At 70.8% G+C, this 15,627-nt stretch carries 11 protein-coding genes; 8 read left to right on the top strand and 3 right to left on the bottom strand.

Annotation, left to right across the window (positions count from 1 at the left end; all coding sequences use genetic code 11):
• The 5 genes from IPJ59_RS16725 to IPJ59_RS16705 all read left to right on the top strand — a co-directional run.
• Positions 1 to 1,682: TolC family protein (locus tag IPJ59_RS16725; protein WP_293272460.1), on the top strand; the 1,682-nt coding region annotated here is incomplete at its 5' end.
• Between the two features lie 47 nt (positions 1,683 to 1,729).
• The gene (locus tag IPJ59_RS16720) at positions 1,730 to 2,353 is read left to right on the top strand and encodes an MlaC/ttg2D family ABC transporter substrate-binding protein (protein ID WP_293272459.1); all 624 of its coding nucleotides are present in this window, start codon (positions 1,730 to 1,732) and stop codon (positions 2,351 to 2,353) included.
• 31 nt (positions 2,354 to 2,384) lie between these two features.
• Positions 2,385 to 4,346 carry a hypothetical protein gene (locus IPJ59_RS16715; RefSeq protein ID WP_293252492.1) on the top strand — a complete coding sequence of 654 codons (1,962 nt, stop codon included), beginning with the start codon at positions 2,385 to 2,387 and terminating at the stop codon, positions 4,344 to 4,346.
• Positions 4,347 to 4,409: 63 nt separating this feature from the next.
• Positions 4,410 to 6,137 (top strand): FG-GAP-like repeat-containing protein, encoded by a 1,728-nt coding sequence (locus tag IPJ59_RS16710; protein ID WP_293252489.1) that lies wholly within the window; start codon positions 4,410 to 4,412, stop codon positions 6,135 to 6,137.
• Positions 6,138 to 6,254: 117 nt separating this feature from the next.
• Positions 6,255 to 7,556 (top strand): protein-disulfide reductase DsbD family protein, encoded by a 1,302-nt coding sequence (locus IPJ59_RS16705; RefSeq protein ID WP_293272458.1) that lies wholly within the window; start codon positions 6,255 to 6,257, stop codon positions 7,554 to 7,556.
• Between the two features lies 1 nt (position 7,557).
• Here the strand turns inward: IPJ59_RS16705 and IPJ59_RS16700 are convergent, their stop codons facing one another.
• On the bottom strand, positions 7,558 to 8,679 hold the full coding sequence (locus IPJ59_RS16700) for a hypothetical protein (protein ID WP_293252483.1): 1,122 nt from the start codon (positions 8,677 to 8,679) through the stop codon (positions 7,558 to 7,560).
• A gap of 33 nt (positions 8,680 to 8,712) precedes the next feature.
• Positions 8,713 to 9,798 carry a DUF4215 domain-containing protein gene (locus IPJ59_RS16695; protein WP_293272457.1) on the bottom strand — a complete coding sequence of 362 codons (1,086 nt, stop codon included), beginning with the start codon at positions 9,796 to 9,798 and terminating at the stop codon, positions 8,713 to 8,715.
• A gap of 188 nt (positions 9,799 to 9,986) precedes the next feature.
• On the opposite strand from IPJ59_RS16695, the gene IPJ59_RS16690 reads away from it, so the two are divergent.
• From IPJ59_RS16690 to IPJ59_RS16680, 3 genes are all read left to right on the top strand, one after another.
• A complete protein-coding gene (locus IPJ59_RS16690; protein ID WP_293272456.1) occupies positions 9,987 to 12,152 on the top strand; it encodes a DUF1592 domain-containing protein in 2,166 nt (721 codons plus the stop codon).
• Between the two features lie 80 nt (positions 12,153 to 12,232).
• Entirely contained in the window at positions 12,233 to 13,558 is a 1,326-nt protein-coding gene (locus IPJ59_RS16685) for a DUF1552 domain-containing protein (RefSeq protein WP_293272455.1), read from the top strand.
• A gap of 107 nt (positions 13,559 to 13,665) precedes the next feature.
• The gene (locus IPJ59_RS16680; protein ID WP_293252473.1) at positions 13,666 to 14,298 is read left to right on the top strand and encodes a hypothetical protein; all 633 of its coding nucleotides are present in this window, start codon (positions 13,666 to 13,668) and stop codon (positions 14,296 to 14,298) included.
• Positions 14,299 to 14,325: 27 nt separating this feature from the next.
• On the opposite strand, the gene IPJ59_RS16675 is transcribed toward IPJ59_RS16680, so the two are convergent.
• Complete coding sequence (locus IPJ59_RS16675) at positions 14,326 to 15,600, bottom strand: serine hydrolase domain-containing protein (RefSeq protein ID WP_293272454.1); 1,275 nt, start codon at positions 15,598 to 15,600, stop codon at positions 14,326 to 14,328.
• Positions 15,601 to 15,627: the final 27 nt, after the last annotated feature.

The following is a 15,627-nucleotide window of genomic DNA, read 5'->3' as shown; positions in this document are numbered from 1 at the left end:
AAACCGCCGCAACACCTGTCCCCAAGGACAGCAACCCCGCCGCGACACCTGTCCCCAAGGACAGCAACCCCACCACCGCGACACCTGTCCCCAAGGACAGCAACCCCACCACCGCGACACCTGTCCCCAAGGACAGCAAGCCCGCCACCACCGCCGCGACCCCGGTCCTCAGCACCCGCAGCAGCGCGGGCGCCCAGGCCCCGGCCGACCTCTTCGAGCTCCCGCCCGCCCGCCGCATGGACGCCTACGGTCCGCGCCCCGACGGCGTCCCTCAGCTCAGCCGGGCCCAGATCGTCGAGTTCGGCCTGCAGAACCCGCTGATCCGCGCCGCCGACGCCCAGGTCGAGCAGCTCGAGGCCGTCCTGCTCAAGGCCCGCTTCGCCTGGGTCCCGGTGATCAAGACCACCACCGCGCTCGCGCCTGGCTTCCAGACCCGCTGCGACGACCTCACCCTCCCGGCCAGCGACGCGCTCGGCACAACGACGCCGATCGACTTCCAGTTCTGCCGCCCGCCCGGCGGCGTCGACATCGACACCGTCGGCGGCTACTTCAAGCAGCTCGCCGGCGCCGGCGTCACCGTCCGCTTCAACGCCGACTTCGTCGTCCCCCTCTACACCTTCGGCAAGATCAAGAACGGCAAGGCCATGGCCCGCGCCGGCGTCGCCCTGGCCCAGCTCGCCAAGGAGCGCGCCCGCCAGGAGACCATCCTCCGCGTCTATCAGGCCCACACCGCCCTCCTGCTCGCGCGCGGCAGCATCGGCATCCTGCACGAGGCCTGGTCGGTCCTGCAGGACGCAAAGCGGCAGATCGCGAAGGAGCTCGGCGAGGGCGACGACGCCGACCCCGACGAGGCCAACCCCGACCGCGACCCCGCCGACCTCATCCGCGTCGAGCTCGGCGAGCTCACCCTGCAGGAGCGCATGAACGCGGCCCGCAAGATCGAGGCCGTCGCCCTCGCGACCCTGTGGACGATCGCCGGCGAGGCCGCCCCGCCCGGCTTCGATGTCAGCGAGCGCGACCTGCTCACGGACCGCGTCGCGGGCGGCCTCAAACCGGTCGACCATTACCGTGATCTCGGTCTCAAGGCCCGCCCCGAGGCCAAGATGGCCGCCGGTCTGGTCGATCTCCGCAAGGCCGGCGAGAAGTTCGCCCGCTCGATGTTCCTCCCCGACCTCGGCGTCGTCGCCTCGGTGCAGATCGCCTTCTCGAACAAGGCCGACCGCGACATGCGCGCCCTGTATTATCAGGACCGCTTCAACTACAGCCGCCTGGTCCTCGCCCTCGCCCTCAACTGGACCCTCGACTTCCACAACCAGGCCTTCAACCTGAAGAAGGCCCGCGCCGAGCGCCGCGAGGCCGAGGCCCAGCGTGAGGCAGCGAACCTGCTGCTCGCCCTCGAGGTCGAGAAGGCCTACCGCGACCTGCTCGAAGCCGAACAAGCGGTCAAGCTCACTGCCAGCGCCATCCGCAAGGCCAAACAGCTGGTCATCGACCAACAGCTCAAGCAGACCGTCGGTGGCGGCAACTTCACCGACCTCGAGAGGGCGCTCACCCGCTGGGCCGAGTGGCGCTTCAAGCACTTCGAGTCCATCCATGCCCAGAACGTCGCGCTGGCCTCGCTCTCGCGTACCGTGGGAGTGTCGCTTCAGGACCCCGCAGGCGCGACACCACCCACTCCGTGAATCGCACTGTAACGCAAGGCGTCTGAGCGCCACTCAAAGAGGCACCAATGCTGAATTCCGCACGAAACTTCATCACCGGGCTCGCCCTCTCCTCTGTGTGCCTGCTGGGCCTGGCCCGCCCCGCCGCCGCCGCCGAGGGCGCGATGGACACCTTCAAGGCCCGCCACGGGAAGGTCGTCGAGCTGGTGAAGAAGCGTGCCGATATCGCCACGCTGCAGAAGGAAGTCGACGCGCTGCTCGACTACAAGGCGCTCGCCGAGACCTCGCTCGGCGGCCCCGCCCGCTACGCCGCCAAGTGCGAGCCGCGCTGCGCCGAGTTCGAGGCGCTGCTGACCCGCCTCATCCGCGAGAACTACCTCAAGCGCATCCGGACCGACAAGAAGTACGAATTGGCCTACGTCGGCGAGGAGACGAAGCCCCGCGGCACCCACGTCATCACCAACGTCTCGCTCAGCCGCGACGGCAAGCCCGAGGTCGTCGAAGTCGTCTACGTGATGCACCAAGTCAACGGCGTCTGGCTCACCGAGGACATCATCACCGACGGCATCAGCCTGGCGAAGAACTACAAGTTCGAGTTCAACAAGATCCTCAAGGACAAGGGCATCAACGAGCTGATCGCCCGCCTCGAGGCCAAGCTGACCGAGCTGGCCTCCAACGCGGCCGCCAAGTAGCCGGCTGCCAGCTGTGCTAGAACCCGGCAGGGTGGCAACCAGCGCAGAGAGACCACGAGACGCGACGCGAGGCCCACAGGCGCCTCGCCCGCGTCTCGCGGCAATTTCCGGGCTCCACTGCGCACCGCTCGCGCTGGCCCTCACGAATGGCCTCACGAATGGCCTCACGATCGGCCTCACGACGGCCCTCACGCTGGCCTGCAACTTCGACTCGGTCGAGGCCGAGGGTGAGTTCGGACGCCCGGTCGCTCTCGGCTCCGGCGACGCCTCGCCCCTGCCGCGCCTCGCCTACCTCCCGGAGCCCTGCCCCGGCACCCAGGGCGGCTGCAGCGAGGTCTGCCTCGGCCCGCCTGACACCTGCGACCCGGGTGCATGCATGCCGGTGCTGATCGACAGCGCCACCGCGATCACCATGCTGGCCGACGACACCACCGTCGCCGTCCCCGAGCGCACCTGCTTCGAGCTGCGCTCAGCGGCGCAGATCCTCGATCCGCAGGCCGAGGCGACCGTCCTCGGCGACTCGCTCAGCCGCTTCCGCTTCAGCAACACCCCGGTCGTCCGCCTGCCGCGCGACCCGTCGACGCTCGCCCAACCATTCAGCTGGCGCACTGGCACCGCGGGCGCACCGGCCTACGTCGGCGGCGTCATCGGCGGCAACCTGCTCCGCGAATTCGCGGTCCGCTTCGCCCACCACCGCGAGCCAGACGGCACTCGCTTCGAGGTCACCTTCTACCGCGAGTTTCCCGGCTCCGAGGCCGTGCTCGCCGACCAGGGTCGCGCCGCGATCCCGCTGCAGTTCCCCGGACTCCTGCTCGGCAAGGACATCACCGACGTGTGCCTCGCCGGCGGCCAGAGCTGCGACTACCTCAGCACCTTCGATCGCGAGCGAGTCGCCAGCGCATTGCGACCGAGCCGCATGGTCCTCGACGCCTGCGTCGCCCCGCCGCCCGCGACCGTCGAGTGGGTCCCGGATCGCGGCCGCTGTCGCCTCGCCGCTGGACCCGCGAGCGCCGCGGGCAGCTATCACTCCGCCACCGGCGCGTCGGGTACGCGCGCCGAGGAAGACCGCGGCTGCGTCGTCACCCCGGCCCCGCTCGACACCACCGACCTCGACCGCGGCCGCGAGGCCAGCCTCGTCGTCGCCACCGGCATCGCCGGCCTCGTGCTCTTCGAGGACAGCGCCCGTCGCCTGCTCAACGAGCTCAAGCTCCCGCCCTGCGCGGGCGACGGCGGCGACATCGGCAGCAGCCACCTCGGCGCACCCGCCTGCATCGACGGCACGATCGGCGCGCTCGAGCTGCCCGGCTGGCCCCCCGCTGGCAGCAAGGAGCAGCCGCTCCTGCAGGTGCGCGTCCGCAGCGTCGGCCTCGTGCCGGGCCTCGCCAGCTCGAGCGGCCCATCCGCGTGCCAGCGGCTCGAGCGGCGCCAGAAGGCGCTCAAGGCCCAGTGTGACAGCGCCGCCGCGGGCAACAGCCCGCGCCTCGGCAGCGGCAACAGCTGCGCCGACGCGGCCCTCGATACGGCCGCCGTGCTCGGCGAGGCCTTCGTGATCGACAACTCGAGCGGCAGCCCCGGGCCGAACCCCGAGCGCTGGATCACCACCGTCATCATCCCCGCCGATCACCCGATGGTCACGGCGATGCGGCGCGACACCAACCCCGAGGCCCTCCAGCCCGACGGTCTGATCGGCACCGCGCTGTTCTCCGACTCCGAGGTCGTGCTCGACTACACCGATGGCACCCCCGGCGTGCGCATCTCGTGCTACGAGCCAGACGACGGCACCTGCGTCGCGCTCCCCCGGTGCAGCGCGACCTCCGACGGCGGCGCCACCACGCCGGCGTGCTGCTTCGGCTTGCCCGAGGATCTCCTGATCTCGCTGATCAACGACAACAGCGAGTACGCCTGCTGCGCCGCGCTTTCGCCCGCCACCGCGGCCGAGCTGAACCTCCAGGCCGTGAGCCTCGGCCGCGAGCCGCCCTGCAGGGACCTGTGAGCGCGGGCGCGTGCCTTCCCCCGCTGCTTGACCGCTGCTTGACCCGCGTGGGACCGTGCGCCGATGCAGCCCCTCCGTCTCGCCCTCGGCGCGCTCACCCTCGGCCTCGCCTGCGGCGACGACGGCGGCCGCGATGACAGCGGCACCAGCAACGGCCCTGGCCCGACCACGCCGACGGGCGTCAGCGTGAGCACCAGCGACCCGCTCCCGACCACGAGCATCACCACCGGCGCCACCACCGACAGCGGCGTGAGCGAGTCACACAGCAGCGGCGGCGACGCGAGCAGCGGCGCACTCACCCTCACCGGCACCACCGGCGATCCGGGCAGCACCAGCACCACGGGTACGCCCGACAGCACCGGCGACCCCAGCACCAGCAGCACCACCGGCCCGCCCGTCGACCTGTGCAAGGTGCAGGACGACATGAACGCGATCGGCGAGTGCGACGACGAGGCCCCCGCCGACAGCTTCGAGCCCGAAGTGCAATGGAGCTGGCCGGGCGCCAACGGCGAGATCTATTCGGTGGTCACGCCGCTGGTCGCCAACCTCACGGACGACAACGCCGACGGCGCGATCGACCTCTGCGACATCCCCGACATCGTCGTCGTCGCCGCCACCGGGATCGGCGGCCCCGGCCACATCTACGTGCTCGACGGCGCCACCGGCACCGCCCACTTCCAGCTCGCCGCGCCGGTCGACTCCACCGTCACACCGGCCCTCGGCGACATCGACGGCGACGGCATCGCCGAGATCGTCAGCGCCGGCTCCGACGGCCGCCTGATCGCGTGGGAGCACGACGGCACCCAGAAGTGGCAGAGCCAGGCCCCGTGGGCCAACTCCTACATCGCCGCGCTCGGCCTCGCCGACCTCGACAACGACGGCGACATCGAGATCTTCGGCGGCAACCAGCTCTTCGATCACAACGGCGCCCTGCTGTGGACCGCCGCCGCCGCCGCGCCCAACTACTCGGCCACCGCGGCCGCCGACCTCGACGGCGACGGCGACCTCGAGGTCGTCATCGGCCACGCCGCCGTGCACCACGACGGCACCATCTACTACAACACCAACCTGCTCCCCGGCTTCCCGCAGGTCGCCAACCTCGACGGCGACCCCGAGCCCGAGGTGCTGCTCACCAACGTCAACGGCATCTCGCTGCTCGATCACACCGGCGCGATCAAGTATCAGGACAAGCGGCCGACCGGCGACCCGCCGAACGGCCTCGTCTGGTACCGCCCCGCCACCATCCAGGACTTCAACGGCGACGACATCAGCGACTACGCCGTCAGCTCGGGCAACAACTACGCCAGCTACCGCGCCGATGCCACGATCATCTGGAAGGCCACCGTCTCGGATCAGTCGGGCATCGCCGCCGGTACGGCCTTCGACTTCCTCGGCGACGGCATCGCCGAGGCGATGTACGCCGACGAGCAATTCATGTTCGTCTTCGACGGCGCCGGCACGCCGCTGCTGAAGACCCCGCGCAGCAGCGCCACCGGCACCGAGTACCCGATCGTCGCCGACGTCGACAACGACGGCTCCGCCGAGATCGTCGTCGTCTCCAACCTATACGGCGGCATGAGCTCGCCGACCGTGCAGGTCATCCGCGACAAGGGTGACCGGTGGATCCAGGCGCGTCGGATCTGGAATCAACACACCTATCACGTGACCAACGTCCGCGAGGACGGCACCATCCCGCAGTTCGAGCCGCCCTCGTGGAAGGCGCTCAACACCTTCCGCACCAACGCCCAGATCGAGTCGGGCGGGCTGTGCGAGCCGCCGATCCCCGGGTGACGACCCCCGCCTGGCCAAATTCCGTATTCCCGGGCCCGCGCGTGGCCTAACTCCGATCGCCACCCGCAACACGGCGGGTCAGACTCCGGGCCGACGGCGTATGGTTAGGCGCTGGCCATGACGACACTCCTCGCCTCCCTCCTCGCGCCCGACGGCCTCCAGGCGGCCACTCTCGGCACCTACGCCTGGGCCTTCGGTCAGGGCGTCCTGGTCGACCTCACCCCCTGCGTGTACCCGCTGATCCCGATCACCGTCGCCGTGTTCGGGGCCCAGGGCGTGTCACGCGGGCGCGCGCTGTTCCTCGCCAGCGCCTACGTGCTCGGCATGGCCTCGCTCTACACGACCCTCGGCATCGTCGTCGCGTTGACCGGCGGCCAGTTCGGGGCCTGGCTCGGCGAGCCCGTCGTGGTGCTGCCGATCGTCGGCCTCCTGCTCGCCCTCGCGGCCAGCATGTTCGGCGCCTTCGACCTCCAGCTGCCGAGCTCCCTGCAGACGCGGCTCAACTCGGTCGGCGGCGCCGGTCCGCTCGGCGCCTTCGGCATGGGCCTCGTCAGCGGCTTCATCTCGGCGCCCTGCACCGGCCCGGTGCTGCTCTCGCTGCTCGCGTACATCGCCGCGTCCTCGGCCGACGGCGGCGGCGTGTTCCACGGCGGCTCGCTCCTCTTCACCTACGCGCTCGGCATGGGCAGCCTGTTCTTCGCCGTCGCGCTCGGGGCCAGCCTGTTTCGCCCCGGCCGCTGGATGGAGTACGTCAAGAGCTTCTTCGGCATCGCCCTCGTGGTCATGGCCCTGTGGTTCGTCGCCCCGCTGTCGCCGGCGCTGCGCCGCTTCATGACCGACCCGACCTGGGGCCTCTACCTCGGCGTCGCGCTCGCCCTCGCCGGCCTGCTCGGCGGCGCGATCCACCGCAGCTTCTACGGCGGCCTCGGCGAGAAGCTCGGCAAGGGCGTCGCCGTCGCGCTCACCGTGCTGGGCGCCCAGATAGCGATCAACAACATGATCTACGTCCCGAGCGGCGCCTGGCGGACGGTCGAGGACAGCGCCGGCCTCGAGGCCGCGCTGCGCTCCGCCGAGGAGCGCCACCTCCCGGTCGTGATCGACTTCGGCGCGACCTGGTGCGCCCCCTGCCTCGAGATGGACAAGCTCACCTTCCACGACCCCAGCGTCGAGCCGCTCCTCAATGCCCGCTTCGAGCTGATCAAGATCGACGTCACCAGCGCCGACGACGGCAAGCTCGCCATGCAGCGGGCCTTCCACAGCAAGACCCTGCCGAGCGTCGTCATCTACCCGTCAGACACCCGCTGGAGCGACCACCTCGGCAAGCTGCGCGGCGGCGAGGCGATGCCGCGGCCCGCCGTGCAGCTGCAAGAGATGACCCACGCGCCGAAGTTCAAGGAGCTGATCGCCACCGTCGAGTGAGTCACGCACAGCTGCCGCAGCCCAGCCCCTCGACCTCCGAGACGCAGATATCGTCCCAGAAGTCCGTGCAGCAGAAGCTGTCCTGGGCGCACACGCAGTCGTTCACGGCTGGCTCCTCGCAGCCGGGGTCCCCGTGCGCCACGCAGCAGTTGCTCGGGCACATCGCGCAGCCGAGCGGCTCGACCATCGCCGCGCACTCGGCCGTCCACTCGCTGTCGCAGCAGCTCGGCATCGCCGCGCACACGCAGGCGGTGATGCCCGGGTCCTCGCAGCCGAGCCCGCCGCTGCCCTCACAGCAGGGCCCGACCGGCACCGGGCACATCGCGCAGCCGAGGCTGTCGACCTCACCGACGCAGATATCGTCCCACGCCGACTCGCAGCAGAACGCGTCGACCACACACACGCAGTCCTCGATCTGCGGGCTCGGGCAGCCCGGGGTCTGCTGCACCTCGCAGCACGCCTCGGGGCCCGGACCACAGCTGCCGCACATCAGGCCCTCGATCCCCGCCGCGCACTCGGCCGTCCAGACGTCCGAGCAGCACTCCGGCATCTGCTCGCACACACAGACCTCGATCGCGGGATCGCTGCAGCCGGGCACCACGCCGACCTCGCAGCACTCGCCCTTCGGCGGCGGCCCGCCGCAGTCGCCGCAGCCGAGCAGGTCGACCTTGGCCACGCAGCCCAGGCTCCAAGCGTCGGCGCAGCACTCCGGCGCCGCCGCGCACACGCATGCCTCGGCCTTCACGTCGTCGCAGCCGGGCGCGTCGCTGGCGACGCAGCAGCTGTTGCCGCCAGTGTCGCCTCCGCTCGATCCGCTGCTGCTCGCGCCGCCGCTGCTGCTGCCGCCGGTCTCGACCGTGCCCGTAGTGCCAGTGCTGGTATCGCCGCTGCTGCTGCTGGTGCTGGTGTCGCTCTCGCTGGTCGGGTCCCCGCTGGTCAGCGACGTGGTCGGCGTGACCGTGGTGGTCGGCGGCATGGTCGTGGGCGCGCCCGTCGTCGTCACGTCGTCGGTGCTGCCGCCGCTGCTCGATCCGCTCTCGGTCACCGCGAGCTCCCCGCGCCCGCAGGCCCCGATCACGAGGAAGGACAGCGCGAGGGACCAGGGACGCGGCGCGGCGGACATCCTCACCGTTATCCGCGCACTCGCCCGGCGCGGTCAACCTTCGCTGCCGCAGTAGCGCAGGGCGCAGGTCGGCACTGGCATCAGCTTGAACATCACGAAGGGCCCGCAGTTGCGCACCGAGATCGGGACCTTCCAGTTGCAGGTGTTGCCCTCCCAGTGGAAACACACGTCTCGCGCGACGATGCCGTCGGCCAGCACGGGGATCGCACCATTGAGCCAGCCCGGGGCGTGCGTCCCGCAGGCGAACTCCGGCGGCGCGACCGTCGGCATGGTCGTGCCCGCGGGGCCCGAGAAGCGCGACCACTGGCCCTCGACGGGGAGCTCGAGATCGCACTCGACCTCGTCCGTGCCGGCGCTGACGTTGCGCGAGGCCTCCTGCAGCACCGCGATGCCCTGACACTCCGGCGGCAGGGCGTCGCTGATGCAGTTGTCGCAGCCGTCGCCCGGCGTCTGGTTGCCGTCGTCGCACTGCTCCGTGCCGGCCTGCACGAAGCCGTCGCCGCAGCTCGCCGCCACGCAGCCCTGCACGCACGCGTCGGTGTCGCTGGCGTTGCCGTCGTCGCAGGCCTCGACGCCGGCGCGCACGAAGCCGTCGCCGCAGCTCGCGTTCAGACAGGTGGCCAGGCAATCGTCGGCGTTGTCGCCGTTGCCGTCGTCGCACTGCTCGCCGCCCTGGACCACGCCGTCGCCACACTCGCCGAGGGTGCAGTCGGGCTCGCAGCCGTCGCCGCCGTTCTGGTTGCCGTCGTCGCAGGCCTCGACGCCCGCGTGCACGAAGCCGTCGCCGCAGCTCGCGACTTCGCAGCTCGCCAGGCACTCGTCGCTGTTGTCCGCGTCACCGTCGTCGCAGGCCTCACCGACCCCGACCTGCCCGTCGCCGCACACCCCCGGCGTGGTGTCCGTGTCCGTGTCCGTGTCCGTCACGCTGGTCGGATCGCCGGTCGGATCGCCGGTCGGCAGGGTGTCGGTCGGGCTCGAGGTCAGGGTGAAGCTGTCGGTCAGCGTGTCGCTGAGCGACAGGTCGGTCAGCGAGTCGCTGGTGTCGATCTTCACGACGAGGCAGCCAGCGGCCCCCGCGATCGCAACCAGCCCGGCTACCAGACCAAGGACCCCACGCATGCGGCCTTCAGACTACGCGCCGCCTGCTCACCGCTCAAGGCCCGCGTGGCCGCAGGCATGGCTCAAAACACCGCCACAAGGCGACCGCGCCCGCGCCCTCAAGGCCCGCAAAACCCGCGCGAAACGACGCTCTGGGGGCCCGGGGCGACCGTTGACAGCCCCGGAGGCGGCCTCGATAACCGTGCGTGATGGCTTCCCTGCACCACCGCAACATCCTCTGTCGATCGGACCTCGCCGCGCTCGGCGGCGCGACGTGGGGCCTCGCGCTGTTCGTCGCCGTGAGCGGCTGCGGCGACTCGAGTCAGGGCAGCGCGAGCGAGGCGACCGGCGCCGCCACCGAGCCCGGCTCCGCGACAGACACGCCGCCGACCACCTCGGTCGGCGACGACACCACGGCCACCGACACCGCCGAGAGCGGCGGCGAGGCCGACGACCCCGGCCGCGTCACGATCCACCGCCTCAACCGCAACGAGTACAACAACACCGTCCGCGACCTGCTCGGCACCAGCCAGACCCCGGCCGACGCGTTCCCTGCCGACGACTTCGGCCTCGGCTTCGACAACATCGCCGACGTGCTCAGCACCTCGCCGCTGCAGGCCGAGCTGTATGAGCGCGCCGCCGACGGCCTCATCGCCGAGGCGATGGCGATCCCGATCACCGACCCGACCAAGTTCCAGATCGAGGCGGAGACCGCCCTCGCCTCGGTCGGTCAGCAGTCGGGCGACGCCTGGAACCTCTACTCCAACGGCGAGGTGTACCAGACCATCGAGCTGCCCTACGCCGGCAAGTACCTGTTTCGCGCCCGCGTCTGGGGTCAGCAGGCCGGACCCGACCTCCCCCACGTCAACCTCACCGTCGACCAGGTGCCGGTCTTCATGGTCGACACCGACGCGGTCGAGAACGCCGCCGCGATCTACGAGGTCGAGATCGAGGCCACCGCCGGCCTGCACAAGTTCGCGGTCGAGTTCACCAACGACTACTACGACGAGATGCTGATGGCCGACCGCAACCTGCTGGTCGACTGGTTCAGCGTCGAGGGCCCGCAGGACCTGGTGATGGGGGAGAACGAGCAGCGCAAGCGCATCATGATCTGCGACCCCGTGGTCGACGGCGAGGACAGCTGCGGCCGCGAGATCCTCCGCGCCTTCGCCCGTCGGGCCTGGCGCCGCCCGATCAGCGACGCCGAGGTCGAGCGCCTCTACCAGTTCATCAGCGAGGCCAAGGCCGCCGGTCAGGACTTCGAGGCCGGCCTGCGCGTCGCCCTCCAGGCGGTGCTCGTCTCGCCGCACTTCGTGTTCCGCGTCGAGCTCGACCCGACCCCGACCGACCTCACGCCGCACCCGCTCGCCGACCACGAGCTCGCCTCGCGCCTGTCCTACTTCCTGTGGAGCAGCATGCCCGACGACGAGCTGCTGCTGGCCGCCGACCAGGGCAACTTGCAGGACCCGAAGCAGGTCGAGCTGCAGGCCCGGCGCATGCTCGAGGACCCGCGGGCCGTCGCCCTCATCGACAACTTCGCCGGCCAGTGGTGGCTGATCCGCAACGTCAACCTCGCCTTCAAGGACGTCCTGCTCTACCCGCAGTGGGACGACGGCATGAAGGCCTCGATGCGCACCGAGATGCGGCTGTTCGCGGCCAGCTTCTTCGCCGGTGAGCGCAGCATGCTCGAGCTCCTGACCAGCAAGAAGACCTTCGTCGACCAGCGCCTGGCGGCCCACTACGGCCTGCAGGGCGCGTTCGGGCCCGACTTCGTCGAGGCCGATCTCGGTGAGCTGCCGTTCCAGGGCATCCTCAACAAGGCCGGCCTGATGACCGTGCTCTCGCACGCCGATCACACCTCGCCGGTCAAGCGCGGCAAGTGGGTGCTGGAGAACCTGCTGTGTCAGGTCCCGCCGCCGCCGCCGCCCGGCGTCGACACCAAGCTCGACCCGGTGGAGGGCAAGACGCAGCGCGAGATCCTCGAGGCCCACCGCGCCGACCCCAAGTGCGCCGGCTGCCACGTCGCCATGGACCCGCTCGGCTTCGGCCTCGAGCACTACGACCCGCTCGGCGCCTGGCGAGCCGACGAGAAGGGGCTGACGATCGACCCGAGCGGCACCCTCCCGGACGGCAAGCCCTTCGTCGACGGCCTCGAGATGCAGACGCTGATCAGCAGCGAGCCCGACTTCACCCGCTGCGTCGCCCGCAAGACCTTCATCTACGCGCTCGGCCGGGCGACCGCGCTGGCCGACATCCCCTACCTCGACGAGGTCGTCGCGGGCTTCGAGACCGGCGAGTACCGCTTCGCCGACCTCGTCGTCAGCCTCGTCACCTCCGACGCCTTCCGCCAGCGCCGCGGCGACCCCTCGATGTGAACCGCGCCCGCGAGCCCAGGAGAACCACCACCATGACGCGCAGCTCCACCCCTCCTCGCCGCACTCTGTCTCGCCGGGCCATGCTCGGAGGCGCCGGCGCCCTGATCGCCCTGCCCTGGCTCGAGGCGCTCGCGCCCAAAGTCGGAGGACGCGCCAGCGCAGCGCCGATGCCCTCGCCGCTGCGCGCCCTGTTCTATTACCTGCCCTGCGGCATCCACATGCCCTCGTGGACCCCGGCCAGCGAGGGCCCCGACTACGCGCTCACCAAGATCCTGGCGCCGCTGGTCGACGCCAACGCGATGGTCGACCTCAAGGGCGACGTGCTGGTCCTGAGCGGCCTGGCCAACCTGCCGGCCAAGCCGGAGGGCCCCGGCGACCACGCCGGCGGCACCTCGGCCTTCCTCACCTGCACGCACGTGCTCAAGTCCGAGGTCGACTTCGTCAACAACATCTCGATCGACCAGCTGATCGCCAACCAGATCGGCGACGCGACGCCGCACCGCTCGCTGCAGTTCGGCACCGCCAGCGGCGGCACCATGGGCAACTGCGACAGCGGCTACTCGTGCGCCTACACCAGCAACATCTCGTGGGCCGACCCGAAGACGCCGCTGCCCAAGCTGTCCGACCCGCAGGTGATCTTCGACCTGCTGTTCTCCGGCTTCGACCCCGACGCGACCGCCGAGCAGCTGGCGATCCGCCACGCCAACCGCCTCAGCGTCATCGACTACGCCAACGACCAGGTGCTCGATCTGCAGAAGAAGCTCGGCAAGACCGACCGCGACAAGTTAGAGCAGTACCTCACCGGCCTGCGCGACCTCGAGAAGCGGGTCAGCAACGAGAAGACCGAGGCCGTCTGCGAGCTGCCGGCGATGTTCTCCGGCGCCTACCAGGACCACGCGACCCACGTCGACCTCATGACCGAGCTGATGGTGCTGTCGCTGCAGTGCGACCAGACCCGCGTCATCTCCTTCATGCTCGAGAACGCCGGCAGCGGCCGCGACCACGCGTTCATCGGCGCCCCGGGGGCCCACCACGAGATCAGCCACCACCAGGACCTGCCCGAGAACTTCGCCAAGCTCGAGATCATCGACACCTGGGAGGTCGCGCAGTTCGCCAAACTGCTGCAGAAGCTCAAGGACAGCCCCGACGGCGACGGCACCCTGCTCGACAACACCGTGGTCTATCTGAGCTCGGAGATCGCGGACGGCAACGCCCACAACCACGATGACCTGCCCGTGCTGGTCGCCGGCAAGCTCGGCGGCGCGATCACGCCGGGCCGCCACCTCAAGGTCCCGGACAAGACCCCGCTCGCCAACCTCTTCATCTCGATCGCCGAGGCCTTCGAGGTGCCGACGCCGAGCTTCGGCGACGACAGCACCGGACCGCTCGCGGGCCTCAAGGTCTAGGCCCGCACCTGTCCCCAGGGACAGGCGATTGGTGCCTGTCTCCAGGGACAGGTGAGCCGTGATCGCGGGATCTGGGGCGGACCACCGCGGCGTGCTAGCCTGCGGTCGTGCTCGCCTCCCGCCACGCGCACCCGGCCCTGCACGCCCTCCTCGAGCGCCCGCCCTCGCTGCGCGGGCTGCTGCTCGGCGCCGCGTTCGCGGCCGCGGCGGGGCTCGCCCTGGCCAACCTGTGGATCCGCCACCGCCGCAGCCTGGCCCGCGACCGGGCCCACTGGGCCGCGCTCGCCAAGCGCCGCGGCTGGCACCTGGTCGAGCGCAGCGGCGGCTTCGCGGTGATCGGCGCCGTCGCGGGCGCCAGCTTCCACCTCAGCCAGGGCGCGGTCGCCCACGGCGAGATCGGGGTGTTCCTCGAGACCCGCCTGCCGCGCAGCCCATGGCTCGTCTGCGAGCTGTTCGCCCACAGCTCGCCGGTCGCCCAGACGGCCCGCCACCCCGGCCAGCGCGTCGACAGCGAGCCCGGCCTGCAGCTGTGGAGCAACCACCGCGCCCGGGCGCCGCAGCTGTGCGACGAGGCCGTGCGCAAGGCGCTGATGCAGCTGCCGCGGCCCTACCTGCTGCACCAAAACGGCATCGTCCTGCTCATCTGGCCGTGCGCCGCGCTGCCGAGCGACGCCCAGCTCGACGCGGCGCTGGCCTGCGTGTCGGCGCTGGCGCGGGCCGGCCAGGCGCTCGCTGGCTGAGCCCTGCGGCCACGGCTTCTACGACGTCTACGGAATTTGCGCCGCCTCGAAGGCGTCCCACAGCGCATTGAGCTTGCCGAAGCCCGACGCGTCGCCGAGGTCGATCGGCCCGAGTCGCACCCACACCGAATCGGTGGTGGGATCGACGACCACGAACTGACCGAAGGCGCCGATCGCCGCGAACACCTCGTCGGGCGCCGCGGGGATCAGCTTGCCGTCGCCCTCGGTGCGCAGCGGCACCGAGGGCAAGATCCAGTGGCCCGGGCGATTGAGCCACCACATGTACCCGTAGGCGCTGTTGAAGGCGGTGCTCGGCGTGATCGTGGCGCTGACCCACGCGGCGGGGACGACCTGGACGTCATCGGCCCAGGTGCCGCCGCGCAGGTAGAGGTAGCCGAAGCGCGCCAGATCGCGGCACGACGCCGAGACGCCCTGGTAGGTCAGCGCGTTGCCCTCGCCGTCCTTGCCCATGTCGGCGCTCATGTGGATCGCGTCGAACAGTCGACTCTGGGCGTAGTCCCCGAGCGGCCCGGCGGTGGCCGTCTTGAGCGCGCGCTCCAGGGTCTGGATCGCGGCGTTGTTGTACTCCCAGAAGGTGCCCACCGGCTTGTCCTGGCCGAGGTCGAGGGCGAACTGGGTCTGGTCGGGGGCGACGCCCATGGCGATGTAGTCGCTGTTGAAGCTCCACTCGCGCCCCGAGTTGTTGCTGATGAGGTTGCGGATCGTCACCGCCTCGCTGTCGCTGCCGGCCCACTCGGTGAAGCCGACCGGAGCCTCGATGTCGAGCAGGCCCTCTTCGGCGGCGATGCCGACGAGAGCGCTGGTGACCGACTTGGTGACCGAGTAGACGTTGTCCTGCTTCTTGGCCGCGTCGAAGCCGTTCCAGTACCACTCGCCGATCAAGGCGCCGCCCTGGGTGACGACCAGGCAGTTCGAGTCGCTCGACTCGGCGAGCGCGGCCATGCCGGCGAGGCCCGCGGGGTCGAAGCCGTGCGCCATCGGATCGCCGGGCTGCCAGTCGGGCTCGGGGTAGACGATGCCCGGATCACCGGTGTCGCTGGTCTCGCCGGTGTCGCCGGTGTCACTGGTGGCGAGTGAGCCGCTGCTGCTCGCGTCGCTGCCTGCGCTGCTCGTGCTGTCGTCGCTGCCGGTCGCGGCCTCGCCGGTGGTCGGTGTGACGGGCTCGCCGCTGCTGCTCTCGCCGCTGCTGCTGCTCACGTCGCCGGTGGTCGAGGCTTCCGACGACGATCCGCAGGCGCCCGCGTGGGCGAGGAGGAGGACCAGGGGGACGCGGGGAGACATCGGGGCATCGTCGCCCGTCCGCGCGAC

It is taken from the genome of Nannocystis sp. (genome assembly GCF_016714285.1).
In the GTDB taxonomy this organism is placed as follows: domain Bacteria; phylum Myxococcota_A; class Polyangia; order Nannocystales; family Nannocystaceae; genus Nannocystis.
The sequence above is the reverse complement of the archived record's forward strand: the minus strand, read 5'-3'. Positions and strand labels throughout refer to the sequence as shown.

What these genes read in the sequence shown, in the direction of transcription:
- IPJ59_RS16720 (WP_293272459.1), top strand. Translation starts at nt 1,730, where the DNA reads ATGCTGAATTCCGCACGAAACTTCATCACCGGGCTCGCCCTCTCCTCT.
- IPJ59_RS16710 (WP_293252489.1), top strand. Translation starts at nt 4,410, where the DNA reads ATGCAGCCCCTCCGTCTCGCCCTCGGCGCGCTCACCCTCGGCCTCGCC.
- IPJ59_RS16705 (WP_293272458.1), top strand. Translation starts at nt 6,255, where the DNA reads ATGACGACACTCCTCGCCTCCCTCCTCGCGCCCGACGGCCTCCAGGCG.
- IPJ59_RS16700 (WP_293252483.1), bottom strand. Translation starts at nt 8,679, where the DNA reads ATGTCCGCCGCGCCGCGTCCCTGGTCCCTCGCGCTGTCCTTCCTCGTG.
- IPJ59_RS16695 (WP_293272457.1), bottom strand. Translation starts at nt 9,798, where the DNA reads ATGCGTGGGGTCCTTGGTCTGGTAGCCGGGCTGGTTGCGATCGCGGGG.
- IPJ59_RS16690 (WP_293272456.1), top strand. Translation starts at nt 9,987, where the DNA reads ATGGCTTCCCTGCACCACCGCAACATCCTCTGTCGATCGGACCTCGCC.
- IPJ59_RS16685 (WP_293272455.1), top strand. Translation starts at nt 12,233, where the DNA reads ATGCTCGGAGGCGCCGGCGCCCTGATCGCCCTGCCCTGGCTCGAGGCG.
- IPJ59_RS16675 (WP_293272454.1), bottom strand. Translation starts at nt 15,600, where the DNA reads ATGTCTCCCCGCGTCCCCCTGGTCCTCCTCCTCGCCCACGCGGGCGCC.